Source organism: Enterobacter sp. C4G1 (assembly GCF_052886895.1).
In genome coordinates this window covers 2,108,580-2,133,550 of the sequence record NZ_JBQVVV010000001.1, presented here as the reverse complement: position 1 = coordinate 2,133,550, position 24,971 = coordinate 2,108,580, and the positions used below count along the sequence as shown (strand labels likewise).

General features: G+C 54.3%; 26 protein-coding genes. 11 read left to right on the top strand and 15 right to left on the bottom strand.

Annotated elements, in window-relative coordinates:
* Positions 1 to 35 precede the first annotated feature (35 nt).
* Positions 36 to 1,397, top strand: coding sequence for an MFS transporter (locus ACT9TW_RS10220; RefSeq protein WP_446492286.1), 1,362 nt, complete (start codon positions 36 to 38; stop codon positions 1,395 to 1,397).
* 49 nt (positions 1,398 to 1,446) lie between these two features.
* On the opposite strand, the gene ACT9TW_RS10215 is transcribed toward ACT9TW_RS10220, so the two are convergent.
* Positions 1,447 to 1,938 (bottom strand): YajQ family cyclic di-GMP-binding protein, encoded by a 492-nt coding sequence (locus ACT9TW_RS10215; RefSeq protein WP_182059823.1) that lies wholly within the window; start codon positions 1,936 to 1,938, stop codon positions 1,447 to 1,449.
* A gap of 124 nt (positions 1,939 to 2,062) precedes the next feature.
* On the opposite strand from ACT9TW_RS10215, the gene panE reads away from it, so the two are divergent.
* On the top strand, positions 2,063 to 2,974 hold the full coding sequence (gene panE, locus ACT9TW_RS10210) for a 2-dehydropantoate 2-reductase (RefSeq protein WP_182059822.1): 912 nt from the start codon (positions 2,063 to 2,065) through the stop codon (positions 2,972 to 2,974).
* Complete coding sequence (gene yajL / locus ACT9TW_RS10205) at positions 2,937 to 3,530, top strand: protein deglycase YajL (RefSeq protein ID WP_182059821.1); 594 nt, start codon at positions 2,937 to 2,939, stop codon at positions 3,528 to 3,530. Before panE ends, yajL begins: the two co-directional genes overlap by 38 nt.
* A gap of 120 nt (positions 3,531 to 3,650) precedes the next feature.
* On the opposite strand, the gene thiI is transcribed toward yajL, so the two are convergent.
* A complete protein-coding gene (thiI, locus tag ACT9TW_RS10200) occupies positions 3,651 to 5,099 on the bottom strand; it encodes a tRNA uracil 4-sulfurtransferase ThiI (protein WP_182059820.1) in 1,449 nt (482 codons plus the stop codon).
* Between the two features lie 194 nt (positions 5,100 to 5,293).
* Here thiI and xseB point away from each other — a divergent pair, with 194 nt between their 5' ends.
* The 4 genes from xseB (at position 5,294) to ACT9TW_RS10180 (ending at position 9,364) form a co-directional block, all read left to right on the top strand.
* Positions 5,294 to 5,536, top strand: a complete 243-nt coding sequence (gene xseB / locus ACT9TW_RS10195; RefSeq protein ID WP_014069112.1) for an exodeoxyribonuclease VII small subunit — start codon at positions 5,294 to 5,296, stop codon at positions 5,534 to 5,536.
* Positions 5,537 to 6,436 carry a (2E,6E)-farnesyl diphosphate synthase gene (ispA, locus tag ACT9TW_RS10190; protein WP_446492285.1) on the top strand — a complete coding sequence of 300 codons (900 nt, stop codon included), beginning with the start codon at positions 5,537 to 5,539 and terminating at the stop codon, positions 6,434 to 6,436.
* Positions 6,437 to 6,460: 24 nt separating this feature from the next.
* Positions 6,461 to 8,323: a 1-deoxy-D-xylulose-5-phosphate synthase gene (gene dxs / locus ACT9TW_RS10185; protein WP_446492284.1), complete on the top strand. Its 1,863-nt coding sequence runs from the start codon at positions 6,461 to 6,463 to the stop codon at positions 8,321 to 8,323.
* A gap of 66 nt (positions 8,324 to 8,389) precedes the next feature.
* A complete protein-coding gene (locus ACT9TW_RS10180; RefSeq protein ID WP_446492283.1) occupies positions 8,390 to 9,364 on the top strand; it encodes an aldo/keto reductase in 975 nt (324 codons plus the stop codon).
* Between the two features lie 41 nt (positions 9,365 to 9,405).
* On the opposite strand, the gene thiL is transcribed toward ACT9TW_RS10180, so the two are convergent.
* The 5 genes from thiL to nrdR all read right to left on the bottom strand — a co-directional run bounded on the left by thiL (position 9,406) and on the right by nrdR (position 13,011).
* Positions 9,406 to 10,377: a thiamine-phosphate kinase gene (gene thiL, locus ACT9TW_RS10175; protein ID WP_446492282.1), complete on the bottom strand. Its 972-nt coding sequence runs from the start codon at positions 10,375 to 10,377 to the stop codon at positions 9,406 to 9,408.
* Between the two features lie 77 nt (positions 10,378 to 10,454).
* Positions 10,455 to 10,874: a transcription antitermination factor NusB gene (nusB, locus tag ACT9TW_RS10170; protein WP_014069107.1), complete on the bottom strand. Its 420-nt coding sequence runs from the start codon at positions 10,872 to 10,874 to the stop codon at positions 10,455 to 10,457.
* 21 nt (positions 10,875 to 10,895) lie between these two features.
* Positions 10,896 to 11,366, bottom strand: coding sequence for a 6,7-dimethyl-8-ribityllumazine synthase (ribH, locus tag ACT9TW_RS10165; RefSeq protein WP_006176874.1), 471 nt, complete (start codon positions 11,364 to 11,366; stop codon positions 10,896 to 10,898).
* 87 nt (positions 11,367 to 11,453) lie between these two features.
* Entirely contained in the window at positions 11,454 to 12,557 is a 1,104-nt protein-coding gene (gene ribD, locus ACT9TW_RS10160) for a bifunctional diaminohydroxyphosphoribosylaminopyrimidine deaminase/5-amino-6-(5-phosphoribosylamino)uracil reductase RibD (RefSeq protein ID WP_446492281.1), read from the bottom strand.
* Between the two features lie 4 nt (positions 12,558 to 12,561).
* Positions 12,562 to 13,011: a transcriptional regulator NrdR gene (gene nrdR, locus ACT9TW_RS10155; protein WP_014069105.1), complete on the bottom strand. Its 450-nt coding sequence runs from the start codon at positions 13,009 to 13,011 to the stop codon at positions 12,562 to 12,564.
* A 152-nt stretch (positions 13,012 to 13,163) separates the two neighbouring features.
* Between nrdR and ACT9TW_RS10150 the strand changes: the two genes are divergently transcribed.
* Both ACT9TW_RS10150 and ACT9TW_RS10145 read left to right on the top strand, forming a co-directional pair.
* Positions 13,164 to 13,703, top strand: a complete 540-nt coding sequence (locus tag ACT9TW_RS10150; RefSeq protein WP_014069104.1) for a DUF3251 domain-containing protein — start codon at positions 13,164 to 13,166, stop codon at positions 13,701 to 13,703.
* Positions 13,704 to 13,971: 268 nt separating this feature from the next.
* Positions 13,972 to 14,856 (top strand): nucleoside-specific channel-forming protein Tsx, encoded by an 885-nt coding sequence (locus ACT9TW_RS10145; protein ID WP_446492280.1) that lies wholly within the window; start codon positions 13,972 to 13,974, stop codon positions 14,854 to 14,856.
* Between the two features lie 119 nt (positions 14,857 to 14,975).
* Here the strand turns inward: ACT9TW_RS10145 and ACT9TW_RS10140 are convergent, their stop codons facing one another.
* The 7 genes from ACT9TW_RS10140 to queA form a co-directional block, all read right to left on the bottom strand.
* Positions 14,976 to 15,656, bottom strand: coding sequence for a helix-turn-helix transcriptional regulator (locus ACT9TW_RS10140; RefSeq protein ID WP_182059813.1), 681 nt, complete (start codon positions 15,654 to 15,656; stop codon positions 14,976 to 14,978).
* Between the two features lie 14 nt (positions 15,657 to 15,670).
* Positions 15,671 to 16,036 (bottom strand): VOC family protein, encoded by a 366-nt coding sequence (locus ACT9TW_RS10135; RefSeq protein ID WP_182059812.1) that lies wholly within the window; start codon positions 16,034 to 16,036, stop codon positions 15,671 to 15,673.
* A gap of 142 nt (positions 16,037 to 16,178) precedes the next feature.
* Complete coding sequence (secF, locus tag ACT9TW_RS10130; protein WP_182059811.1) at positions 16,179 to 17,150, bottom strand: protein translocase subunit SecF; 972 nt, start codon at positions 17,148 to 17,150, stop codon at positions 16,179 to 16,181.
* A 10-nt stretch (positions 17,151 to 17,160) separates the two neighbouring features.
* Positions 17,161 to 19,008, bottom strand: a complete 1,848-nt coding sequence (secD, locus tag ACT9TW_RS10125; RefSeq protein WP_446492279.1) for a protein translocase subunit SecD — start codon at positions 19,006 to 19,008, stop codon at positions 17,161 to 17,163.
* A 27-nt stretch (positions 19,009 to 19,035) separates the two neighbouring features.
* Positions 19,036 to 19,368, bottom strand: coding sequence for a preprotein translocase subunit YajC (yajC, locus tag ACT9TW_RS10120; RefSeq protein WP_042320789.1), 333 nt, complete (start codon positions 19,366 to 19,368; stop codon positions 19,036 to 19,038).
* Positions 19,369 to 19,390: 22 nt separating this feature from the next.
* Positions 19,391 to 20,518, bottom strand: coding sequence for a tRNA guanosine(34) transglycosylase Tgt (gene tgt, locus ACT9TW_RS10115; protein ID WP_182059809.1), 1,128 nt, complete (start codon positions 20,516 to 20,518; stop codon positions 19,391 to 19,393).
* A 55-nt stretch (positions 20,519 to 20,573) separates the two neighbouring features.
* A complete protein-coding gene (queA, locus tag ACT9TW_RS10110) occupies positions 20,574 to 21,644 on the bottom strand; it encodes a tRNA preQ1(34) S-adenosylmethionine ribosyltransferase-isomerase QueA (protein ID WP_446492278.1) in 1,071 nt (356 codons plus the stop codon).
* A 92-nt stretch (positions 21,645 to 21,736) separates the two neighbouring features.
* On the opposite strand from queA, the gene acpH reads away from it, so the two are divergent.
* Both acpH and ACT9TW_RS10100 read left to right on the top strand, forming a co-directional pair.
* Positions 21,737 to 22,318, top strand: coding sequence for an ACP phosphodiesterase (gene acpH, locus ACT9TW_RS10105; protein ID WP_315688007.1), 582 nt, complete (start codon positions 21,737 to 21,739; stop codon positions 22,316 to 22,318).
* A 127-nt stretch (positions 22,319 to 22,445) separates the two neighbouring features.
* Positions 22,446 to 23,048: a peroxiredoxin C gene (locus ACT9TW_RS10100; RefSeq protein WP_182059806.1), complete on the top strand. Its 603-nt coding sequence runs from the start codon at positions 22,446 to 22,448 to the stop codon at positions 23,046 to 23,048.
* 47 nt (positions 23,049 to 23,095) lie between these two features.
* On the opposite strand, the gene ACT9TW_RS10095 is transcribed toward ACT9TW_RS10100, so the two are convergent.
* Positions 23,096 to 24,964 (bottom strand): amidohydrolase, encoded by a 1,869-nt coding sequence (locus ACT9TW_RS10095; protein ID WP_446492277.1) that lies wholly within the window; start codon positions 24,962 to 24,964, stop codon positions 23,096 to 23,098.
* Positions 24,965 to 24,971: the final 7 nt, after the last annotated feature.

The following is a 24,971-nucleotide window of genomic DNA, read 5'->3' as shown; positions in this document are numbered from 1 at the left end:
ACTACACTATGGCCTGCTTTTGAACTGAGGTGGTAATGAACGATAATAAAATGACGCCAGGCGAATTGCGCGCGACCTGGGGTTTAGGGACTGTTTTCTCGCTACGGATGCTTGGCATGTTTATGGTCCTGCCTGTTCTGACCACGTACGGTATGGCATTGCAAGGCGCCAGCGAAGCGCTGATTGGTCTGGCGATTGGTATCTATGGTTTAGCGCAGGCGGTATTCCAGATCCCCTTTGGCCTGCTTTCTGACCGCGTAGGCCGTAAGCCGCTGATTGTCGGCGGGCTGCTGGTCTTTGTGCTCGGCAGCGTAATAGCCGCCCTCTCCCACTCTATCTGGGGCATTATTCTTGGCCGCGCGTTGCAAGGTTCCGGGGCGATTGCTGCGGCCGTAATGGCGCTGCTGTCGGATTTAACACGCGAACAAAATCGCACCAAAGCCATGGCGTTTATTGGCGTGAGCTTTGGCGTGACCTTTGCGATTGCGATGGTACTCGGCCCGATCATTACGCATAAACTCGGTCTTCATGCGCTGTTCTGGATGATTGCCATTCTGGCGACCATCGGTATTGCGTTAACGCTGTGGGTCGTGCCGGACAGCAAAAACCACGTGCTGAACCGTGAGTCCGGCATGGTCAAAGGCTGCTTTAGCAAAGTCATTGTCGAGCCGCGCCTGCTGAAGCTGAATTTTGGCATTATGTGCCTGCACATTCTGCTGATGTCGACCTTCGTTGCCCTTCCGGGCCAGCTGGCGGCAGCGGGTTTCCCGGCGCCTGAGCACTGGAAAATTTATCTGGTGACCATGCTGATTTCGTTCGTCTCCGTCGTGCCATTTATCATCTACGCCGAAGTGAAGCGCAAGATGAAACGCGTGTTTCTCGCCTGCGTTGCACTACTGCTGATTGCGGAGATCGTGCTGTGGGGTTCCGGCCCGCACTTCTGGGAACTGGTGGCGGGCGTTCAGCTCTTCTTCCTGGCATTTAACCTGATGGAAGCCCTTCTGCCCTCGCTTATCAGCAAAGAATCACCAGCGGGATATAAAGGCACGGCAATGGGCATTTACTCCACCAGCCAGTTTATCGGCGTCGCTATCGGTGGCTCGCTCGGCGGCTGGGTGGATGGCCTGTTTGATTCGCAAACCGTATTCCTGGCAGGCGCGCTACTGGCAATGATCTGGCTGCTGGTCGCCAGTACCATGAAAGAACCGCGCTATGTCAGTAGCCTGCGCGTAGAAATCCCGGCTGACGTTGAAATTAGTGATGCGCTGAAGCAGCGCCTGGAAGCTACAGACGGCGTGAACGAAGTGATGATTGTGCCGGATGAACGCAGTGCGTATGTCAAAATTGACAGCAAAGTGACCAACCGCTTTGAAGTAGAGCAGGCGCTGAAAGCCTGAAAAAATGCCCGGTTGTGGGGTGCAGTCCATTCAACCGGGCATTTTTGTCTTAATCGCGGAAGTTTTTAAACTGGAACGGTTGTCCCAGATCGCCGCCGCGAACCAGCGCCATAACGGATTGCAGATCGTCACGGGATTTCCCGGTAACACGGATCTCTTCACCCTGAATTTGCGCCTGTACTTTCAGCTTGCTGTCTTTAATGAGCTTAACGAGTTTTTTCTGCACCGCGCTCTCAATGCCCTGCTTCAGTTTGGCTTCAACAAACCAGGTTTTACCGCTATGCACGAACTCTTCTGGCACATCAAGAGACGCGCCTTCAATGCCGCGTTTCAGCAATTTGGCACGCAGAATATCAAGCAGCTGATTGACCTGGAAATCAGACTCGCTCAGAACCTTGATAGTCTTATTTGCATCGTTCAGCTCAAAAGTCGCCTCTACGCCACGAAAATCAAAACGTGACTCAACTTCACGGCTTGCATTATCTACGCCGTTACGAACTTCCTGGATATCAACTTCGGAAACAATATCGAAAGATGGCATCTTTTCTTCTCCCTTCATTTTTGTTGCGTTGCATAATACCCGCAACGAGGCATAACGAGAAGCTTAGCTGACGGCGCTATACTTAGGCCGTAACACCTGGCGCAGTTGCAGGTGAGGAGGAACAATGAAAATTACAGTGCTTGGATGCGGAGCCCTTGGTCAACTATGGCTGACGGCACTATGCAAACACGGACACGAGGTACAAGGTTGGCTGCGTGTGCCCCAGCCCTACTGTAGTGTAAACCTGATAGATGAAGACGGAAGCATCTTTAACGAATCACTCACTGCAAACGATCCTGATTTCCTTGCGCAAAGCGACCTGTTGCTGGTCACGCTCAAAGCGTGGCAGGTATCGGATGCGGTGAAAACCCTCGCGGCTCAACTGCCCCCGACATCGCCCATCCTGCTGCTGCATAACGGCATGGGAACCATTGATGAGCTGAAAAGCATCCCGCAGCCGCTGCTGATGGCGACAACCACCCATGCCGCACGGCGTGATGGCAATATCATTGTGCATGTCGCCAGCGGCGTCACCCATATTGGCCCGGCTCGCGAACAGGATGGTGACTACAGTTATCTGGCTGACGTTCTGCAAAAGGTGCTGCCAGACGTCGCCTGGCACAACAACATTCGTCCTCAACTGTGGCGCAAACTGGCGGTTAATTGCGTCATCAACCCGCTCACGGCGCTGTGGGATTGCCCTAACGGCGAGCTAAAAAACCATCTGCAAGAGGTCACAACCCTGTGTGCTGAAGTTGCCTCTGTTATCGAACGTGAAGGCTTACACACCTCGGCAGACGATTTACGCTATTATGTCGAGCAGGTTATTGATAGTACGGCAGAAAATATCTCTTCGATGTTGCAGGACGTTCGGGCGTTGCGCCACACCGAGATAGACTACATCACCGGCTATCTGTTAAAACGCGCCCGTGCGCACGGTATTGCCGTACCGGAAAACGCCCGCCTGTATGACCTGGTTAAACGTAAGGAGAGTGAGTATGAGCGCGTCGGCACTGGTATGCCTCGCCCCTGGTAGCGAAGAAATGGAAGCCGTCACCACCATCGACCTGATGGTGCGGGGCGGTATTAATGTCACCACCGCGAGCGTTGCCAGCGACGGTAACCTGGCTATCACCTGCTCACGTGGGGTGAAAATCCTCGCAGATGCCCCGCTGGTACAGGTGGCTGATGGTGATTATGACATTATCGTTCTGCCCGGCGGCCTGAAGGGCGCAGAGTGTTTTCGCGACAGCCCACTGCTCGTCGAAACGGTCAGGCAGTTTCACCTCTCTGGCCGTATCGTCGCCACAATTTGCGCCGCGGCCGGAACGGTGCTGGTTCCGCACGATATTTTCCCGATAGGCAATATGACCGGTTTCCCGACGCTGAAAGACCGTATCCCGGAAGACCAGTGGGTCGATAAACGCGTGGTCTGGGATCCGCGCGTCAATCTGCTCACCAGCCAGGGGCCGGGAACCGCGATTGATTTTGCGCTGAAGATTATCGACCTGCTGGTCGGGCGTGAAAAGGCATACGAGGTCGCATCGTCGCTGGTCATGCCGGCGGGAATTTATAATTACTACGAAGCTTAGAGCGTAAAAAAGCCGGGTGGCGGCTACGCCTTACCCGGCCTACACGTGCTCATCTTTTCTCCCTCTCCCACCGGGAGAGGGCCGGGGTGAGGGCATCAGGCCGCACTCCCCGACAAAATGCTACGGACGATACACCTTCACATTAGCAAAGCCCTGCTCGCGCAGATACAGCGCCTGCAAGCGGCTCATCACGCCACGCTCGCACCACAGCAGGTACGTTTTGCCCTTGTCGAGGTCGCCAAATTTCGTGCTCAGCTTGTAGAACGGCAGCGGCATCACCTCAACGCCTTCGACGTTCAACGGTTTAGCATCCTGTTCGTCGATGGAACGGATATCCAGGATCACATCGTTAGCGCCAAAACCGCTGACGGTTTCAACTTCAACCACGTCCTGTTCGGTCTGCTGTGCAATCTCACGGATATCGATGTTGGACGCTTCCGCCACCACCTTCTCCAGAATAGCGAAATCGAAGTTCTCTTCTTCCGCTTCAATCTTCGCTTTCACCGCCTTAACGGTTGGGCTTTTTGAGATAACGCCACAATATTCCGGCATGGTGCGGGCAAAATCTTCGGTGCCGATTTCGCGCGCCAGGTCGATGATGTGTTCTTTATCATGAGAGATAAGCGGACGCAGGATCAGGGTATCAGACACATTGTCGATAAGACGCAGGTTGGTCAGCGTCTGGCTGGACACCTGGCCCAGCGCTTCACCGGTTACCAGCGCCTGCACACCGTAACGCTCCGCCACTTTTGACGCTGCACGCACCATCATACGTTTCAGCACCACGCCCATCTGGCCGTCGTCCACTTTTTCGAGGATTTCGCCAACCACTGGCTCAAAGTTGATCGCCACAAAACGCACGCGGTGCGAGCTGCCGAAGCGGTTCCACAGGTAATGCGCCACCTGACGGACACCGATCTCATGCGCCGCGCCGCCCAGGTTAAAGAAGCAGTAGTGAACGCGACAGCCACGACGCATCAGCATGTAGCTGGAAACACCGGAGTCAAAACCGCCGGAAATCAGGGACAACACATCTTCCTGCGTCCCGATCGGGAAACCACCGATACCTTCATAACGACCTTTCACCAACAACAGGCGATCGTTTTCGATCTCCAGGTTAACGGTCACGTCCGGGTTAGTCAGGCGTACGCGCGCAGTCTCAACGTGCTGGTTCAGACCGCCGCCCACGTAACGTTCCACTTCAATAGAGCTAAATTCGTGTTTGCCACGGCGCTTCACGCGGACACAGAAGGTTTTACCTTCGATCTGGTCGCGATACTGCACCAGCGCTTTTTCGAAGATGTCGTGCATGTCGGTAAACGGGACATCTTCCACTTCAAGAATATGGTGGATCCCCGGAATACGGGTCAGCGCGTCGCGGATATCAAGACGCTTGTTTTCGTCTTTGGCGCGAACTTCAACGTGATCCCAGTGACGAACAACGGCCAGCGTTTCGTCATAATGCTTCAGAACGTTACGGATGTTCCCGGTCAAAATTTTAATAAAGCGCAAACGCACAGATTGGCTTTTGATAGTGATTTCAGGGAACAATTTAATGATAAACTTCATGGCGGCAATGTTTCTTAGGCAAGCTTATTAAGGCTTGTAATGGAAAAGTACAACAGCCCCTATACCGAAGGCTGTATCCAGGCGCGCAAGTATACCACTATCACGCGGCTCCTGTGCACATTGCGCGTTATTTGCTTATCCGCCCGAGTCCGTTACCATGACAGGGCAGAAAATATGAGAGTCAGACATTCACTATGCCGAAGAAAAATGACGCACCGGCCAGTTTCGAAACTGCGCTGAGTGAACTGGAGCAAATTGTAACCCGTCTTGAGAGTGGCGATCTGCCGCTGGAAGACGCACTCAACGAATTTGAACGTGGGGTGCAGCTTGCACGCCAGGGGCAGATTAAATTACAGCAGGCTGAACAACGCGTGCAGATCCTGCTCTCCGAAGCCGAAGACGCCGCGACGACACCTTTCACACCGGACGCCGAGTAAATGGATTTTTCCACACAGCTTCAGGCGTGCGTTGTGCGTGCCAACGATGCGTTGCGCCGTTTTATTGAGCCGCAGCCTTTTCAGAACACTCCACTGGTTGAGGCCATGCACTATGGCGCACTCTTGGGTGGAAAGCGCCTGCGCCCGTTCCTGGTCTACGCCACCGGAAAGATGTTTGGCATCAGTGAAAACACCCTGGATGCACCGGCTGCTGCCGTTGAATGCATCCATGCTTACTCGCTGATCCATGACGATTTGCCGGCCATGGACAACGACGATTTGCGTCGTGGTCAACCAACCTGCCACATCAAGTTTGGCGAAGCGAATGCCATTCTGGCGGGTGATGCCCTGCAAACGCTGGCGTTTTCGATTTTAAGCGATGCACCAATGGCCGAAGTGGCCGACCGCGATCGCCTGGCAATGGTTTCCGAGCTGGCAATGGCCAGTGGCGTTGCAGGGATGTGCGGCGGGCAAGCGCTGGATCTTGAGGCCGAAGGACGTCAGGTTAATCTGGAACAGCTTGAGCGTATTCACCGTCACAAAACGGGTGCCTTAATTCGCGCAGCCGTTCGTCTGGGTGCGCTGAGTGCGGGTGAACAGGGACGCAAAGCCCTGCCGATTCTGGACAGATACGCAGAAAGTATCGGTCTGGCGTTCCAGGTTCAGGATGACATTCTGGATGTGGTGGGCGATACTGCAACATTGGGTAAACGTCAGGGTGCCGATCAGCAGCTTGGCAAAAGCACCTATCCCGCCCTTCTGGGCCTTGAGCAAGCCCAACGTAAAGCCCGGGACCTGATTGATGATGCCCGCCAGTCACTGAATCAACTGGCCGCGCAATCACTGGATACCTCGGCACTGGAAGCGCTAGCGGACTATATAATCCAGCGTGATAAATAAACTGTATATCTCGATGAGCCTTTGATGAGTTTTGATATTGCCAAATACCCGACACTGGCGTTAGTTGACTCCACCCAGGAGTTGCGCCTGTTGCCGAAAGAGAGCCTGCCGAAATTGTGCGACGAACTGCGTCGCTACCTGCTCGACAGCGTTAGCCGCTCCAGCGGCCATTTCGCCTCCGGGCTTGGCACGGTTGAACTGACCGTGGCGCTGCATTACGTCTATAACACGCCGTTTGATCAGTTAATCTGGGACGTGGGTCACCAGGCATATCCGCACAAAATTCTGACTGGCCGTCGCGATAAGATTGGCACTATTCGCCAGAAAGGCGGCTTGCATCCGTTCCCGTGGCGCGGTGAGAGTGAATTCGATGTATTAAGCGTCGGCCACTCTTCTACCTCCATTTCTGCGGGTATCGGTATCGCTGTCGCTGCCGAAAAAGAGAACAAGCAGCGCCGCACTGTCTGCGTGATTGGTGACGGGGCGATCACCGCCGGTATGGCGTTTGAAGCCATGAACCATGCGGGCGATATCAAGCCGGACATGCTGGTTATTCTCAACGACAACGAGATGTCTATCTCGGAGAACGTTGGCGCGCTGAATAACCACCTGGCACAATTGCTCTCTGGCAAGCTCTACTCCACGCTTCGCGAAGGCGGTAAAAAAGTCTTCTCTGGCGTTCCGCCAATTAAAGAGCTGCTCAAGCGTACCGAAGAACATATCAAAGGTATGGTTGTGCCTGGCACGCTGTTTGAAGAACTGGGCTTTAACTATATCGGCCCGGTCGACGGCCACGACGTTCTGGGGCTGGTGTCCACGCTCAAGAACATGCGCGACCTGAAAGGCCCGCAGTTCCTGCACATCATGACCAAGAAAGGGCGTGGTTACGAACCTGCGGAAAAAGACCCGATTACCTTCCACGCGGTACCGAAATTCGACCCAACCAGCGGCTGTCTGCCAAAAAGCAGCGGCGGGATGCCGAGCTATTCAAAAATCTTCGGTGACTGGCTGTGCGAAACGGCGGCCAAAGATAACAAGCTAATGGCCATCACCCCGGCCATGCGCGAAGGTTCTGGCATGGTGGAGTTCTCGAAAAAATACCCTGACCAGTATTTCGACGTCGCCATTGCGGAACAACACGCGGTGACGTTCGCGGCAGGGCTGGCGATCGGCGGCTACAAACCGGTTGTCGCGATTTACTCCACCTTCCTGCAACGCGCCTATGACCAGGTGATCCATGACGTCGCCATCCAGAAACTGCCGGTGCTGTTCGCTATCGACCGTGCAGGGATCGTGGGTGCCGACGGGCAGACGCATCAGGGGGCATTTGACCTCTCCTTCCTGCGCTGCATCCCGGACATGGTTATCATGACCCCAAGCGACGAAAACGAATGTCGCCAGATGCTGTTTACCGGTTACCACTACCAGGACGGTCCGAGCGCGGTTCGCTACCCGCGCGGCAATGCCCTGGGCGTTGCACTTCAGCCGCTGGAAAAACTGGCGATCGGTAAAGGCCTGGTGAAGCGTCGCGGTGAGAAAGTGGCGATCCTGAACTTCGGCACGCTGATGCCGGAAGCGGCAAAAGTGGCCGAAACGCTGAATGCCACGCTGGTGGATATGCGCTTCGTTAAGCCGCTTGATGAATCCCTGATCCTGAGCATGGCTGAAGGCCATGACGTGCTGGTGACGCTCGAAGAGAACGCCATTATGGGCGGTGCAGGTAGCGGCGTGAACGAGGTGCTGATGGCAAACCGTAAGGCCGTGCCGGTTCTGAACCTCGGTTTGCCAGACCACTTTATCCCGCAAGGGACGCAAGACGAAGCCCGTGCAACCATCGGCCTTGATGCCGAAGGTATTGAAGCTAAAATCCGCATCTGGCTGGCCTAAGCCCTCCCCTTTCCGCTCCTGCTATGCTTAAAGGTAACGCTTTACGCAATCAGCAGGAGTGGAACCATGCGATACAATACATTAGGAAAAACAGACCTTAAGGTTTCCCGACTTTGTCTCGGCTGCATGACATTTGGCGAACCTGACCGGGGAAATCACGCCTGGACACTGCCGGAAGAGAGCAGTCGTCTTATCATCAAACACGCCATCGACGGCGGCATTAACTTCTTTGACACCGCCAACAGCTACTCAGACGGCAGCAGCGAAGAGATAGTCGGGCGCGCCCTGCGTGACTTTGCACGCCGCGATGAAGTGGTGGTGGCGACAAAAGTCTTCCATAAGACCGGCGATTTACCAGAAGGGCTTTCACGCGGGCAGATCCTGCGTTCCATTGACGACAGCCTCAGACGCCTGAATATGGATTATGTCGATCTTCTGCAAATCCACCGCTGGGATTACAACACGCCTGCCGAAGTGACGCTGGAAGCGCTTAATGATGTGGTCAAAGCCGGTAAAGCACGTTACATCGGCGCCTCTTCCATGCATGCAGCCCAGTTTGCGGCCGCGTTAAACCTTCAGGCACAGCACGGCTGGGCGCGCTTTGTCACCATGCAGGATCACTACAATCTGATCTATCGTGAAGAAGAACGTGAAATGTTGCCGCTCTGTTATCAGGAGGGGGTGGCAGTTATTCCGTGGAGCCCGCTGGCTCGCGGACGTTTAACCCGCCCGTGGGGCGAAACCACAGCCCGTTCGGTGTCGGATGCATTTGGTAAAACTTTGTATGACGCCACTGAGGCCAGTGATGCCCTGATTGCCGAACGCCTGGCGGGAATAGCCGACGATACCGGAGCGACGCGAGCGCAGGTCGCGCTGGCGTGGTTACTGAGCAAACGTGGAGTTGCAGCACCGATCATTGGCACATCGCGTGAAGAGCAACTGGACGAGTTGCTCAATGCCGTAGATATAACCCTGACGCCGGAGCAGATTGCCGAGCTGGAAACGCCGTACGAGCCGCATCCTGTGGTGGGATTTAAATAAATAAACGCCGGGTGGCGGCTTCGCCTTGCCCGGCAAAAAACTTACGCGAAGTGATCGTATCCTTTCCAGTCGAGCGTGACCGGCGCACCTTCGCGGACAAACTGCATCCCTTCACTTTCAGGAAGGATCTGCCCGATACAGGTATACGGCACACCCAGGTGACCCAGCGCCACATCCAGCGTACCGCGATTCAGTTCCGGAACGGTAAAGCACAGCTCATAATCTTCACCACCGGACAGCGCCCAGCGCAAGGCCTGCTCGGGTTCGACATGGCGACGGATTTGCGCGGAAAGCGGGAACAGATCCAGATCAACACGCGCCCCTGTACCGCTGGCCTTCAGGATATGACCCAGATCGGAGATCAGCCCGTCAGAGAGATCGATAGCCGAGCTGGCGCGCTCGCGCAGGGCCTGGCCGTGAAGAATTCGCGGCGTTGGCCGCAGATGGCGTTTCATCAGATAGGCAGCGTCATCGGCATCGTCAACCGTTAAACGTTCCTGAAGAATAGCCAGCCCTGCGGCGCTATCGCCCGGCGTACCGGTTACGTAGATCCAGTCACCCGGTTTTGCTCCCGAGCGCTTAAGTGCGCGCCCAACAGGCACATAGCCGTGGATAGCCAGCGTCATCGACAGCGGTCCGCCGGTGGTATCACCGCCAATCAGCTGCATATCGTAGTAATTGAGTTGTTCAAACAGCGCATCGCTGAACGTTTCGAGCCAGGCTTCATCAACATTCGGCAGGGTTAATGCCAGCGTTAGCCACGCAGGATCGGCGCCCATTGCCGCCAGATCGCTCACGTTCACCGCCAGCGCTTTATACGCCAGGTCAGCAGGATCGATATCAGGTAAGAAATGACGTCCGCACACTAAGGTGTCGGTGCTGATCGCCAGCGTCTGTTTTTCGGGAATATTGAGAAGTGCGCAGTCGTCGCCGATTCCAGTTTCAACATCAAGACGAGAGGTTCTGACTCGGTCGAAATAACGGGCAATAAGGGAAAATTCGCCACATGCCATGCGTTATGCCTCAGCAGATAAAAGAAAAAACCGGAGCCGCACTGCCGGCAAGGCAATGCGAAACTCCGGTTTGCGGATCACTTTTTGTGGGGACGGATCGCAGGTGCGGCTTTATCCAGCACGCCGTTTACAAATTTGTGGCTGTCTTCAGCACCGAAGGTTTTCGCCAGTTCGATCGCTTCGTTGATGGCCACTTTGTACGGCACATCATCACGTTTTGACAGCTCAAACAGCGCAATACGCAACACTGCTTTTTCAACCTGACCCAGCTCGTCGAGCAGACGAGACAGGTATGGCTTCATCAGACCATCGAGATACGCGCTATTAGTCGCCACTCCCGACAGCAGTTCACGGAAGTACAGAACATCAACGTCTTTCACGTCTTGCTCTGACAGGAACTGGTATTCAACATCAGCGATGTCGTTCTGGGACAACTGCCAGGAGTAAAGTGCCTGGACGGCACATTCACGGGCGCGGCGACGAGCAGCAGGTTTCACGGAATTCCCCTTACAAAAAAATCAGGCCTTGATGGCTTTCAATACATTGATCATCTCAAGCGCGGTCAGTGCAGCTTCTGCACCTTTATTACCGGCTTTGGTGCCAGCGCGTTCGATGGCTTGTTCAATACTTTCAGTGGTCAGCACGCCAAACGCGACAGGAATTTCAGCATCCTGCGCAACGTGTGCCAGACCATTGCTTGCACCACCCGCAACGTATTCGAAGTGCGCAGTGCCGCCACGAATAACAGTACCCAGTGCAATCACCGCGTCGTACTTACCGGTTTTTGCCAGCGCGCCTGCTGCCAGTGGCAGTTCGTAAGCACCTGGAACCCAAACAACGGTAATGTTGTCATCTTTAACCTGGCCGATACGTTTCAGGGCGTCAATCGCACCTTCCAGCAGGCTGTCGTTGATGAAGTTGTTGAAACGCGCAATGGTGATGGCGACGCGAGCGTCCGGGGTAGCTACAGCAGCTTCAATAATGTTCATACTCTTCCTTTACGGGTTCATTTGGCCCCGCAGGGGGGCGGATTTTATCATAATACTTTGCGCACTGCTTCCCTATTTCAGGAGCAATTACGCTGTCGTTAAATGGAGGCAGACATCCGGGCCAACCGGACGAATCTCGCTGAATTTGAGTTGTGGGGCATCGGCCAGTTTTTCAAGGCCTGGCAACACAAACAACCCGCGTGCAGCGTTTCCTAGCAGTTTAGGGGCAACGTAGACTATCAGTTCATCCACAAGCCCTGCCTGGAACAGCGCACCGGCAAGCGTTGGCCCCGCTTCCACCCAGATGCTGTTCACCTGTTGTTTGCCAAGCAGCATCATCAGCACCACTAAATCGAGATGCCCGTTGTGCTCCGGCACCATAATGCTACGAACACCTTCCGGCCAGCTGCGATCGTCTGCTTTGGTCCGGGTAAACCAGGTTTCGCCTGGCTGCTGGACGATGCGGTGCTCCGGCGTCACGCGATTCTGGCTATCAATCACAATACGCAGCGGCTGACGCAAATTTTCCTGCGGATAAAGCGCCTGAGTATCGGCATTCAGTTCATCCCAGCGAACAGTCATCGCCGGGTTGTCAGCCAAAACGGTTTCACTGCTGGTGAGGATAGCATGGCTTTGCGCGCGCAGACGTTGCACATCGCGCCTTGCTTGCGGTGACGTTATCCACTGGCTTTCACCGTTAGCCATCGCCGTACGACCATCAAGCGAAGCGCCCAGCTTCAGCTGGATAAACGGGAACCCCGTGCGCATACGCTTAAGGAAACCCTTATTAATGGCCTCGGCATCGTTCATCATCAGACCATGGCTGACGTCGATACCTTCTTGTTGCAGCCGGTAAAGGCCGCGCCCGGCAACCTGCGGATTGGGATCCTGCATCGCTGCGACCACCCGCGAAACGCCTGCTGCAATCAGGGCTTCGCAGCACGGTGGGGTACGCCCGTGGTGGCTGCAAGGCTCAAGGGTCACGTACGCTGTCGCGCCACGCGCCTTTTCACCCGCCATACGCAGGGCATGAACTTCAGCATGAGGCTCACCGGCGCGATAATGGAAACCCTCACCGACAATCTCGCCATCTTTCACAATGACACAGCCGACATTCGGGTTGGGATGGGTGGTAAAACGCCCGCGCTGCGCCAGTTTCAGCGCTCGCGCCATGTAAATCTCATCCTGCATGAGCTTAATCCTGTAGGCGGGCGATCTCTTCGCCGAACTCTTTGATATCTTCGAAACTGCGGTACACAGAGGCGAAGCGGATGTACGCGACTTTATCGAGCTTTTTAAGCTGCTCCATCACCAGGTTGCCGATCATTTTACTCGGCACCTCGCGCTCCCCTAAACCACGAAGATAGGATTTAATATGATTTAACGCTGTTTCAACGTCATCTGCGCTGACTGGCCGTTTTTCCAGTGCTTTTAGCATCCCGCTGCGCAGTTTTTCTTCGTTGAATGGCTCACGCACGTCGTTGCTTTTCACCACGCGCGGCATCACAAGTTCAGCCACTTCGAAAGTGGTGAAACGTTCATTACACACCAGACATTGCCGACGACGGCGTACAGACGAGCCTTCGCCCACAAGACGAGAGTCGATTACTTTGGTATCCACAGCGGAGCAGAATGGGCAATGCATACGGTGTCCTGACTATCCGGTTAACTTCCCTCTATTTTACCCTGATCTGGGCTGACAACAAAGGAAGAGCTTTTTGAGACAAAGGATCTATACCTGGCGGTAAGATGCTGGCTACCATTACGGTAATCCGTTACTTCAAGGAAATTAACGCAATGACAAGACGTTACATAAGAATTTTCCTGGTGGGAAGTCTCTTCACACTGAGTGCCTGTGCACAGCAAACTGAAGTTCACGAAATGAAACAAAGCGTGAGCACGCTCAATTCAGCCATGGATAAGCTGAATAAGGAGACGGTGAAGATCACTCAGCAAAACGCGCTGAATGTGAAATCCACCAGCGGCGTATATCTGCTGCCAGGGGCAAATACCCCTGCCCGGCTCAATAGCCAGATTGGCACGCTGAAAATGTCGATGGTCAATGTGGCGGCCAATGCAGATGGTACTCGAGTAACATTGCGCATTCACGGTGAGTCCAACGATCCGCTGCCTGCATTTAGCGGCACCGTAGAGTGGGGTCAGATTCAGGGCACCACCGAGAGCTACCAGGAAGTGAACGTGAAGAACCAACTCTTCACGGCTCCCGCCAGTACACTGGCTCCGAGCGATGTTGATATTCCGCTCCAGCTGAGTGGTCTTACCCCGGATCAGTTAGGTTTTATCCGCATTCACGATATCCAGCCCGCCGCGCAATAACCCCCCTTTTCAGCGGAGTGCAATGTCACTCCGCTAACATTTACATTTCGTATGGATTGGCAACATAAATGTTTGCCGTTACAATCCCGGCCGTTTAAAGTACGCAAACGTGAACGCAATCGATTACGCACGTGAGAGATATGTGAAACAACACATATTTTTGTGAGCAAGGATTCCTATAATAGGCTCCGCAGAAACACGAAATATTTTGAAACGCAAATCGCGCATTTTTCACTCCCGGAAGGGAATTTCAATCAGTGGCATGATTATGAAAAAAACATTACTTGCAGCCGGCGCAGCGCTGGCACTTTCCTCTTCTTTCACTGCTAACGCAGCAGAAAACGATAAACCAGAATACGTTTCCGACTGGTGGCATCAGAGCGTAAACGTGGTAGGCAGCTACCACACCCGTTTCGGACCACAGATCCGTAACGATACCTACCTGGAGTACGAAGCATTTGCCAAGAAAGACTGGTTTGATTTCTACGGCTATATGGATGCGCCGGTCTTCTTTGGTGGTAATACCGATGCAAAAGGTATCTGGAACCACGGCTCGCCGCTGTTCATGGAAATTGAACCACGCTTCTCCATCGATAAGCTGACCGGCACCAGCCTGGCGTTCGGTCCATTCAAAGAGTGGTACTTCGCAAACAACTACATCTACGACATGGGCCGCAACAAGTCCGGTCGTCAGAGCACCTGGTATATGGGTCTGGGTACGGACATCGACACTGGCCTGCCGATGAGCCTGTCCATGAACGTCTACGCGAAATACCAGTGGCAGAACTACGGTGCAGCGAACGAGAACGAGTGGGATGGCTACCGTTTCAAAGTGAAATACTTTGTGCCAATTACCCAGCTGTGGGGCGGCAACCTGAGCTACATCGGCTTCACCAACTTTGACTGGGGTTCAGACCTGGGCGACAACGACTTCCGTGATCTGAACGGTAAGAAAGCGCGTACCAACAACTCCATCGCTTCCAGCCACATCCTGGCGCTGAACTACGATCACTGGCACTACTCTGTTGTTGCGCGTTACTGGCACAACGGTGGTCAGTGGAACGACGACGCCAGCCTGAACTTCGGCGACGGCGACTTCAGCGTTCGTTCTACCGGTTGGGGTGGTTACCTGGTAGTAGGTTACAACTTCTAATCACTGCGGGATTGTGCGGGCTGATGCCCTCACCCCTTCCCTCTCACACGGGAGAGGGTGCAAACGCAAAAAACGGCAACGTATGTTGCCGTTTTGCTTTTACCTCGCCACCCGGCTTTTTACTGCTTCACCTTCCTGAGAAAATCCGCCAGAGACCTGTCTGCACTCTCGCTAAAGCGTCTCTCCGTCGATGCAATATTCAAACACCTGTCGAGTCGGAAGCAGCGGTAGTCATCGCGCCTTTCACACCAGGCTGCCAGCAGCCAGCGTTCTCCCCAGAAGAACAGCCCCAGCGGCTGAACCTCTCGCTTTGAGAGCTGCCCGGCTTCATCCCGATAATGCAGTGCCAGAACCCGCTGGGCAGATATCGCCTGATGAATCACATCGAAGTGATTGCGGGAGTGGTTTTGCAGGGCAATATCCGGCGCATAAATGCGTGTCTGCTCTGCCTTGCGACGACTCTCTTCCGGCAGGATCGCCAGCACCTTTTCCTGGGCCGATTCCAGCTCACGCGACAGTGATTCCCCGCCCCAGGTTTTCAGCAGACGGATCGCCACCATCAATGCTTCAGACTCTTTGTTTGTCAGCATCAGCGGGGGTAAGTCGAAACCGGACATCAGACGATAACCACTCCCCGCCTCACCTTCCACCGGCACTCCAGAAAGGGAAAGGTCGCGGATATCGCGATAAACGGTTCTCTCAGAAACCCCGAGTCGCTCTGCCAGATGCGCTGCCGTCGTCAGACGCCTGCCCCGCAGGATCTGCACAATCTGAAATAAACGGTCAGCGCGTCGGGTCATAGTCTCTTTAGCTCTCAGGCGGGTTGATGAAGGCCAACCCGGTTACCTTCGCTGTCGGTAAACAGGGCAATGGTGCCGATACCACGTGGCAGCTCCAGCGGGCCAAACACACATTCTCCGCCCGCAGACGCGATTCTGTCGAGCGTGGCGGCCAGATTGTCAGTATGCAGATAAATAATAGCGCCCTGCTGTGAGGGTGTAATGCCATCAAATTTAGCCAGCGCGCCACCGGTCGCCGGATCGTCATGCGGGAACACCGCCAGCTCTGCACAATCCATTTTTTCGCGACGCAGCGCGACCTGCATTACCGGCTCGTAGAATTTGATGGCGCGATCCATATCCGCGACGGGAATTTCAAACCAGTTAATGACACTTTTCATACTTCCTCCTGCCTGTTGTTTGGGTTCAGAAAGAGTGTATGACAGCCCTCCTGACAGCATACTGTCAGGAGGGTTTGTCAGCAGCAGATAAAAAAAAATCCCGGCCAACAGACCGGGATTTTTTTATGCATAAGACAATGTCTTACGGCAGAATTGACGGTTGGTCCGCCCCTTCTTTTTCGACTTTCTGCTGGAGCAGGTGCTCACGTCTCATGCCGAGTTTCAGTGCCAGAGCGGATGCAACGTAAATAGACGAAGCAGTACCGATAGTCACACCAATCAGCATGGTCAGTGAGAAGCCTTCCAGCACCGGGCCACCGAAGAGATACAGCATCAGGATAACCATCAAGGTTGTACCGGATGTGATCAACGTACGGTGCAGCGTCTGGGTCAACGACACGTTAAAGATTTCGTACGGCGTACCGCGACGGATCTTACGGAAGTTTTCACGAATACGGTCAGATACCACGATACTGTCGTTCAGTGAGTAACCGATAACGGACATCAGGGATGCCACGATAGTCAGGTCAATCTCAATGTGGAACAGCGACAGTACGCCCATGGTGATCACCACGTCGTGCGCCAGCGCGATAACCACGCCTGCCGCCAGGCGCCACTCGAAGCGGAAGCCAACGTAGATCAGGATGGAGATCAGCGCCACCATCAGCGCCATCGCACCGGTCTGCGCCAGGTCTGCACCTACGCTCGGGCCAACGAACTCAATACGCTTCACCGCCGCATTCTGGCTGGTCGATTCGTTAATTACATTAACGACCTTGCTACCCAGCTCCTGGCTGCCGTTGGCGTCGTGTACCGGAGGCATACGTACCATGATGTCGCGGCTGCTACCGAAATTCTGCAGCAACGGCTCTTCAAAGCCCGCCTTCTGCAGTGACAGGCGCATCTGGTCCATATCGACCGGTTTTTCCAGAGAGATTTCAATTACCGTACCGCCGGTAAAATCGAGCCCCCAGTTAAAGCCTTTCACGCCCATAATGGCGATGGAGACAATCAGCAAAAAACCTGAAATGCCGAAGGCCCAGTAGTCCCAGCGCATAAAGTCCCAGACTTTACGGCCGTGGTTCAATTGTTCAACAGTATATTCCTGTGCCACAACGCACTCCTCAGATAGACAGCTTTTTGACGCGCTTGCCGCCGTACAGCAGGTTCACGATGGCACGGGTGCCGACAATAGCGGTAAACATCGACGTTGCAACACCGATACCGGTTGTAATTGCAAAGCCTTTGATTGCGCCAGTACCCACTGCGTACAGGATAAGAACCTTAATCAGTGTTGTTACGTTCGCATCGAAGATGGAGCTGAAAGCACCTTTATAGCCTTCTTCAATCGCCTGCTGCACAGAGCGACCGTTGCTCAACTCTTCTTTGATACGTTCGTTGATCAGTACGTTGGCGTCGACCGCCACCGCAAGGGTCAGAACGATACCCGCAATCCCCGGCATGGTCAGCGTCGCCCCCGGCAGCAGGGACATAATGCCGATGATCATCACCAGGTTCGCCAGCAGCGCGCTTGTCGCAATCAGACCAAACTTCTTATAGAAGAAGATCATGAACAGGATTGAAACAACAAGACCCGCCAGACACGCTTCCAGACCCTGTTTGATGTTCTGCATACCCAGGGTTGGACCAATGGTACGTTCTTCAACAATCTGAATTGGCGCAATCAGCGCACCGGCACGCAGCAGCAGTGACAGCTGGCGGGCTTCATTCGGGTTGTTAATACCGGTGATACGGAAGCTGTTACCCAGACGAGACTGGATATTGGCGATGTTAATCACCTCTTCCTCTTTCACCAGCACTGCACGGCCATTCGCATCTTTCTTACCGCTGTCTTTGTACTCCACGAACAAGGTCGCCATCGGTTTACCGATATTGTCCTTGGTGAAGTTAGACATGATGTTACCACCTGCGCTATCCAGCGAGATGTTAACCTGCGGCTGGTTGTATTCATCCTGGCTTGAAGTGGAGTCGGTGATATGGTCACCGGTCAGGATCACGCGTTTGTACAGCACAACTGGCTGGCCTTCACGTGTCTGTTTCACTTCAGAGTCGCCCGGAATACGGCCCGCAGCAGCAGCGGACTGATCGACGTTAGAGTTAACCAGACGGAACTCAAGCGTTGCAGTCGCACCCAGAATCTCTTTCGCTCGCGCAGTATCCTGGATACCCGGCAGTTCAACCACAATACGGTCAGCACCCTGACGCTGTACCAGTGGTTCAGCCACACCCAGTTGGTTTACACGGTTACGCAGAATGTTGATGTTCTGCTGAACCGCGTATTCACGCGCTTCGCTCAGACGCGCATCCGTCATCACGGCACGCAGCTGGTTGCTGCCCTGAGAGGTAATAACCAGGTCACGGTGACGTTGAGACAGGTAAGTTACAGCCTGGTCGCGTGCCGCGCTGTCGCGGAACGTGATGCTCATGCCGTAGTTATCTTCTTTACGCACGGTGGTGTACGCGATGCCTTTATCACGCAGATCGCTGCGCAGGCTATCGATATTCTGTTCCTGCAATTTGCCCAGTGCGGTGTCCATATCCACTTCCATCAGGAAGTGAACACCACCACGCAGGTCAAGACCGAGCTTCATTGGCTCTGCATTAAGCGCAGCCAGCCAACGCGGAGTTGCAGGAGCAAGGTTAAGCGCCACGACATATTTATCACCCAGCACGCCCATCAGCGCTTCACGAGCGCGGAGCTGCGTGTCGGTGGTGTCGAAGCGAGCAAGAATAGCGCCCTCTTCCAGTGCCACAGACTTAGCGGTAATTTTTTCTTCTTGTAACGTTTTCTGGACCTGGATCAGCGTTTGCTCACTGGCGGCGACACCGCGCGCGCCAGTGATTTGAACGGCCGGATCCTCACCATACAGGTTGGGAAGCGCGTACAGCAGGCCGACGAGAATCACGACGACCAGCATGATGTACTTCCACAAAGGATAACGGTTTAACACGGCAGTTCCCTTTGGGAAAAGTTGGGATTACAGCGCCTTCATGGTGCCTTTCGGCAGAACGGCAGCTACGAAGTCACGTTTGATAACCACTTCAGTGGTGTCGTTCAGGGCGATAGCAATGTAGCCGCTTTCAGCTACTTTGGTCACGCGACCCACCAGGCCACCGTTGGTCAGCACTTCATCGCCTTTCGCGATAGAGTTCATCAGGTTTTTGTGCTCTTTGGTGCGCTTCTGCTGTGGACGCAGGATCATGAAATAGAAGATCAGACCGAACACAACCAGCATCAGAATCAGAGACATTGGGCTGCCCTGAGAAGGCGCGCCAGTTGCTGCTACCGCATCAGAAATAAAAAAGCTCATTCAAATTCCCTCATTATTAAAATTAATCAACGTTCAAAGGTGGAACATCCCGACCCTGACGTTGGTAGAAATCGGTCACGAAGCTCTCTAATTTACCCTCTTCAATAGCCTTACGTAAACCAGCCATTAAGCGCTGATAATAACGAAGATTATGAATGGTATTGAGACGCGCGCCCAAAATCTCATTGCAACGATCGAGATGATGCAAATACGCGCGGGAATAATTGCGACAGGTATAGCAATCGCACTCAGAATCGAGCGGGCTGGTGTCACTCTTATGCTTCGCGTTACGGATTTTCACCACGCCATCGGTAACAAACAGATGACCGTTACGCGCGTTACGGGTTGGCATTACGCAGTCGAACATATCAATGCCGCGGCGCACACCTTCAACCAGATCTTCTGGTTTACCCACACCCATCAGGTAACGTGGTTTATCTGCTGGTATTTGCGGGCAGACATGTTCAAGAATGCGATGCATGTCTTCCTTCGGCTCACCTACAGCCAAACCGCCGACAGCGTAGCCATCAAAACCTATCTCTACCAGACCTTTAACAGAGATATCGCGTAAATCTTCGTAAACACTGCCCTGGATAATGCCGAACAGCGCGTTTTTGTTCTCGAGAGAGTCAAAACGGTCGCGGCTACGCTGCGCCCAACGCAGAGACATCTCCATGGAACGTTTCGCGTAATCCCAGTCCGCCGGATATGGCGTACATTCGTCGAAGATCATCACGATGTCGGAACCGAGATCGTACTGAATCTCCATCGATTTTTCAGGATCGAGGAAAATCGGATCGCCGTTGATTGGGTTACGGAAGTGAACGCCCTGCTCAGTTATTTTGCGGATATCACCCAGGCTGAAGACCTGGAAACCGCCGGAATCGGTGAGGATTGGTCCTTTCCACTGCATGAAGTCATGCAGGTCGCCGTGCAGCTTCATGATCTCCTGACCAGGACGCAGCCACAGGTGGAAGGTATTGCCGAGAATAATCTGTGCGCCAGTGGCTTCAACTTCTTCCGGCGTCATCCCTTTTACGGTGCCGTAGGTGCCCACAGGCATAAACGCGGGGGTTTCCACCACGCCGCGATCAAACACCAGGCGACCGCGACGCGCACGGCCATCGGTGGTATCGAGTTCAAATTTCATTTTTATTCCTCTGTGCCAGAAAAACAGTCCGACACATTATTCTGGTGCCGCGGACTTATTCCCCGACACGCTCATTCAAAGCCTGCGGATTGTACGTGATAAACATCGCGTCCCCGTAGCTAAAAAAGCGATATTTTTGTTCTACCGCAGACTTGTATGCGTTCATCGTATTCTGATACCCCGCAAAGGCGGAAACCAGCATAATCAACGTTGATTCAGGGAGATGGAAGTTGGTCACCAGAGCATCAATCACGTTGTACTGGTAGCCCGGGTAAATAAAGATTTGCGTATCGCCAAAGAACGGCTCAATCAGGTCATTTTTGGCAGCCTGCGCGGCGCTCTCCAGCGAGCGTACGGAGGTTGTACCGACAGCAATCACGCGGCTGCCGCGGGTTTTCGCCGCCAGCACTGCCTCAACAACATCCTGCGGCACTTCAGCATATTCGGAGTGCATGATGTGGTCTTCGATACTGTCGACACGTACCGGCTGGAAAGTCCCCGCGCCCACGTGCAGCGTCACGAACGCCATCTCAACGCCTTTTGCGCGCAGTTTTTCAAGCAATGGGTCGTCAAAGTGCAGGCCAGCCGTCGGTGCGGCTACCGCGCCAGGTTTCTGGCTGTAGACGGTCTGGTAAAGCTCGCGGTCTGCCTCTTCGTCCGGGCGCTCAATATACGGCGGCAGCGGCATGTGGCCGATGGTGTTCAGGATGTCGAGCACCGTGCGTTCGTCATTAAACTCCACTTCAAACAGCGCATCGTGACGCGCGGTCATGGTCGCTTTAATGCTCTCATCGTCACCCAGCAGCAGTTCCGCACCCGGCTTCGGCGCTTTAGAGGCGCGAATATGTGCCAGAATACGTTTATCATCGAGCATACGTTCGACCAGCACTTCAATCTTGCCGCCACTGGCTTTACGGCCAAACAGACGCGCCGGGATCACGCGGGTATTGTTAAAGACCAGCAGGTCGCCAGGGTTGAGCTTGTCGAGCAAATCGGTGAAAGTACCGTGCGTCAGCGCGCCCGTTGGCCCGTCCAGTGACAGCAAGCGACAGCTGCTGCGCTCAGGCATTGGATAGTGAGCAATCAGGGATTCAGGTAGTTCAAAGGAAAAATCGGCGACGCGCATGACGTATACTCGTGACTTAAAAACAGGCGGCATAGTCTAGTGCTCACACTCTTTTGCTGCAACAACTAGCCGCTACCGGACAAATAAAACGCATGAATTTTCTCGCTCACCTGCATCTCGCTCATCTTGCTGACAGCTCTCTTTCCGGCAATTTGCTGGCCGATTTTGTCCGCGGTAACCCTGCCGAGAACTATTCCCCTGAGATAGTCGATGGGATTTTTATGCACCGCCGTATCGACGTGCTGACGGATAATCTGCCCGAAGTGACGGAAGCCAAAACGTGGTTCCGCCCCGAAACGCGCCGCGTTGCGCCAATTACGCTGGATGTGATGTGGGACCATTTTCTGTCGCGCCACTGGGCGCAACTCTCGCCAGAGATGCCATTACCGGAGTTTGTGCGCTATGCCCATCAGCAGGTGTCGATCATTTTGCCCGACTCACCGCCGCGCTTTGTGAACCTGAATAACTACCTGTGGTCTGAACGCTGGCTTGAGCGCTATCGCGAGATGGACTTTATCCAGAATGTATTGAACGGTATGGCGAGCCGTCGCCCGCGCCTGGATGCGCTGCGTGACTCCTGGCATGACCTGGACGAGCATTACGATGCGCTGGAAACGCGTTTCTGGCAGTTTTACCCGCGCATGATGGCTCAAGCCAAAAGTAAGCAACTTTAATTAAAGAATGATTGATAGGCGAAAGCTTGTGGAACGATTGTCACCACCTCTTTGTCTTATTAGCGGACACTCTCTATACTGGCCCGCGTTGCGTTCCAAATAACCTTAGTATCTACAGGAGAATCATATGGTTCTGGTAACTCGTCCGGCTCCGGATTTTACAGCTGCAGCAGTTCTGGGCAACGGTGAAATCGTTGAAAACTTCAACTTCAAACAGCACACCAACGGTAAAGCGACCGTTCTGTTCTTCTGGCCAATGGACTTCACTTTCGTTTGCCCGTCTGAGCTGATCGCGTTCGACAAACGTTACGAAGAATTCCAGAAGCGTGGCGTAGAAGTTGTTGGCGTCTCCTTCGACTCTGAATTTGTACACAACGCATGGCGTAACACCCCTGTCGACAACGGCGGCATCGGTGCGGTGAAATACGCAATGGTTGCGGACATCAAACGCGAAATCCAGCAGGCTTACGGTATCGAACATCCGGACGCTGGCGTTGCACTGCGTGGCTCCTTCCTGATCGATGCGAACGGCATCGTTCGTCACCAGGTGGTGAACGATCTGCCACTGGGTCGTAACATCGACGAAATGCTGCGTATGGTTGACGCGCTGCAATTCCACGAAGAGCACGGCGAAGTGTGCCCGGCTCAGTGGGAAAAAGGGAAAGAAGGTATGGCTGCATCTCCAGAAGGTGTTGCTAAGTACCTGGCAGAGAACGTATCCAGCCTGTAATTGGCACGGTTTACGAAAAAGGCCCGCTTATGCGGGCCTTTTTTTATTCAGAACGCGAAGCAGGAACAGCCCAGCACGCCCCAGAACGCCTGATCGTCCGACACCGGAATATCTGACTGACGGGCTATGTCGTGCGCGTGCCCATGCACACCACAGCTCCCGATACACTGGTGCATCTGCACCACCGCGCCCACCTTGCTGGCAGCAGGCGGAGCTGAGCGATAATGTCCAGGCACCTTAACCACCGGTGACCATTCCGGCACGACCGGGATTGGCGGTGGTGACAGCGGGCTAAAGTGCCCGGCTGCGTACACCACCTTGCCATCCACCACGGTCAGCACCGACTCGATGCCTTTAATCTCTTCTTCCTGCACGCTGAAATAGTCTTTCGAAAGCACCACCAGATCGGCAAGCTGACCTTCAACCAGACGGCCCTTCTTACCTTGCTCGCTGGAAAACCACGCGCTGCCTGCGGTCCACAGTTCCAACGCAACATCGCGCGGCAGGCGGTTGTTGTCGTCATACATCGCCAGCCCGCCCACGGTACGCCCGGACACTAGCCAGTAAAGCGCCGTCCACGGGTTATAGCTCGCCACACGGGTCGCGTCCGTCCCTAACCCTACCGGTACGCCCAGCTCCAGCATCTTCGCCACCGGCGGCGTATGTTTCACCGCCTCTTTACCATAACGATCAACAAAGTATTCCCCCTGGAAGGCCATACGGTGCTGCACCGCAATCCCGCCGCCCAGTGCTTTAACGCGTTCGATATTACGCTCGGTAATGGTTTCAGCGTGGTCAAAGAACCAGTGCAGCCCGTTGAACGGGATCTCGCGGTTTACCTTCTCAAACACATCCAACATCCGGCTGATGGATTCGTCATAGGTCGCGTGCAGACGGAACGGCCAGCGGTTTTCCACCAGATGACGCACCACGCGCTCCAGTTCGTCTTCCATACCCTGAGGCAGATCCGGGCGCGGCTGGAGAAAGTCTTCAAAATCCGCCGCCGAGAAAACCAGCATCTCGCCTGCACCGTTAGCACGGTAGAAATCCGTCCCCTGCCCTGGCTTGAGCATATCGGTCCAGCGTTCAAAGTCTTCCAGTTCTTGCTTTGGACGCTGAGTAAAGAGGTTATAGGCAATACGCACCGTCATCTGCTCTTTGGCGTGCAGTTGCTCAATTATCTCGTAATCCTCAGGGTAGTTCTGGAAACCGCCGCCTGCGTCGATAGCACTGGTCAGCCCCAGGCGGTTCAGCTCGCGCATAAACTGACGCGTAGAGTTCACCTGCAGTTCAAGCGGCAGCTTTGGTCCTTTTGCCAGCGTCGCGTAGAGGATCATCGCATTCGGTTTAGCGATCAGCAGCCCGGTCGGATTGCCGTTGTTATCACGCACAATTTCCCCACCCGGCGGGTTTGGTGTCTCTTTGGTATAGCCAACGGCTTTGAGCGCAGCGCGGTTGAGCAGCGCGCGATCGTAGAGATGCAGTACAAACACCGGGGTATCCGGAGCGGCCTCGTTAAGCTCTTCGATGGTGGGCATCCGGCGTTCGGCAAACTGGAATTCACTCCAGCCGCCCACAACGCGGACCCACTGGGGAGATGGCGTACGGTCGGCCTGATCTTTTAGCATCCGTAACGCGTCTGCCAGGGAAGGGACACCTTCCCAGCGTAATTCGAGGTTGTAGTTCAGCCCGCCGCGAATCAGGTGCAGGTGGGAGTCATTAAGACCGGGGATCACTGTGCTTCCCTGCAAATCAACAATTTGCGTGCCCTGGGTTGCATAACTCATGATGCGATCGTGATTCCCGGTCGCGAGGATCTTGCCGTTAGCGATAGCCACCGCTTCCGTCAGCGGATTTTCGCGATCAAGGGTGTGGATCTTACCTTTCGTTAAGATCAGTGTGGCAGTTTGAGACATAACGTAC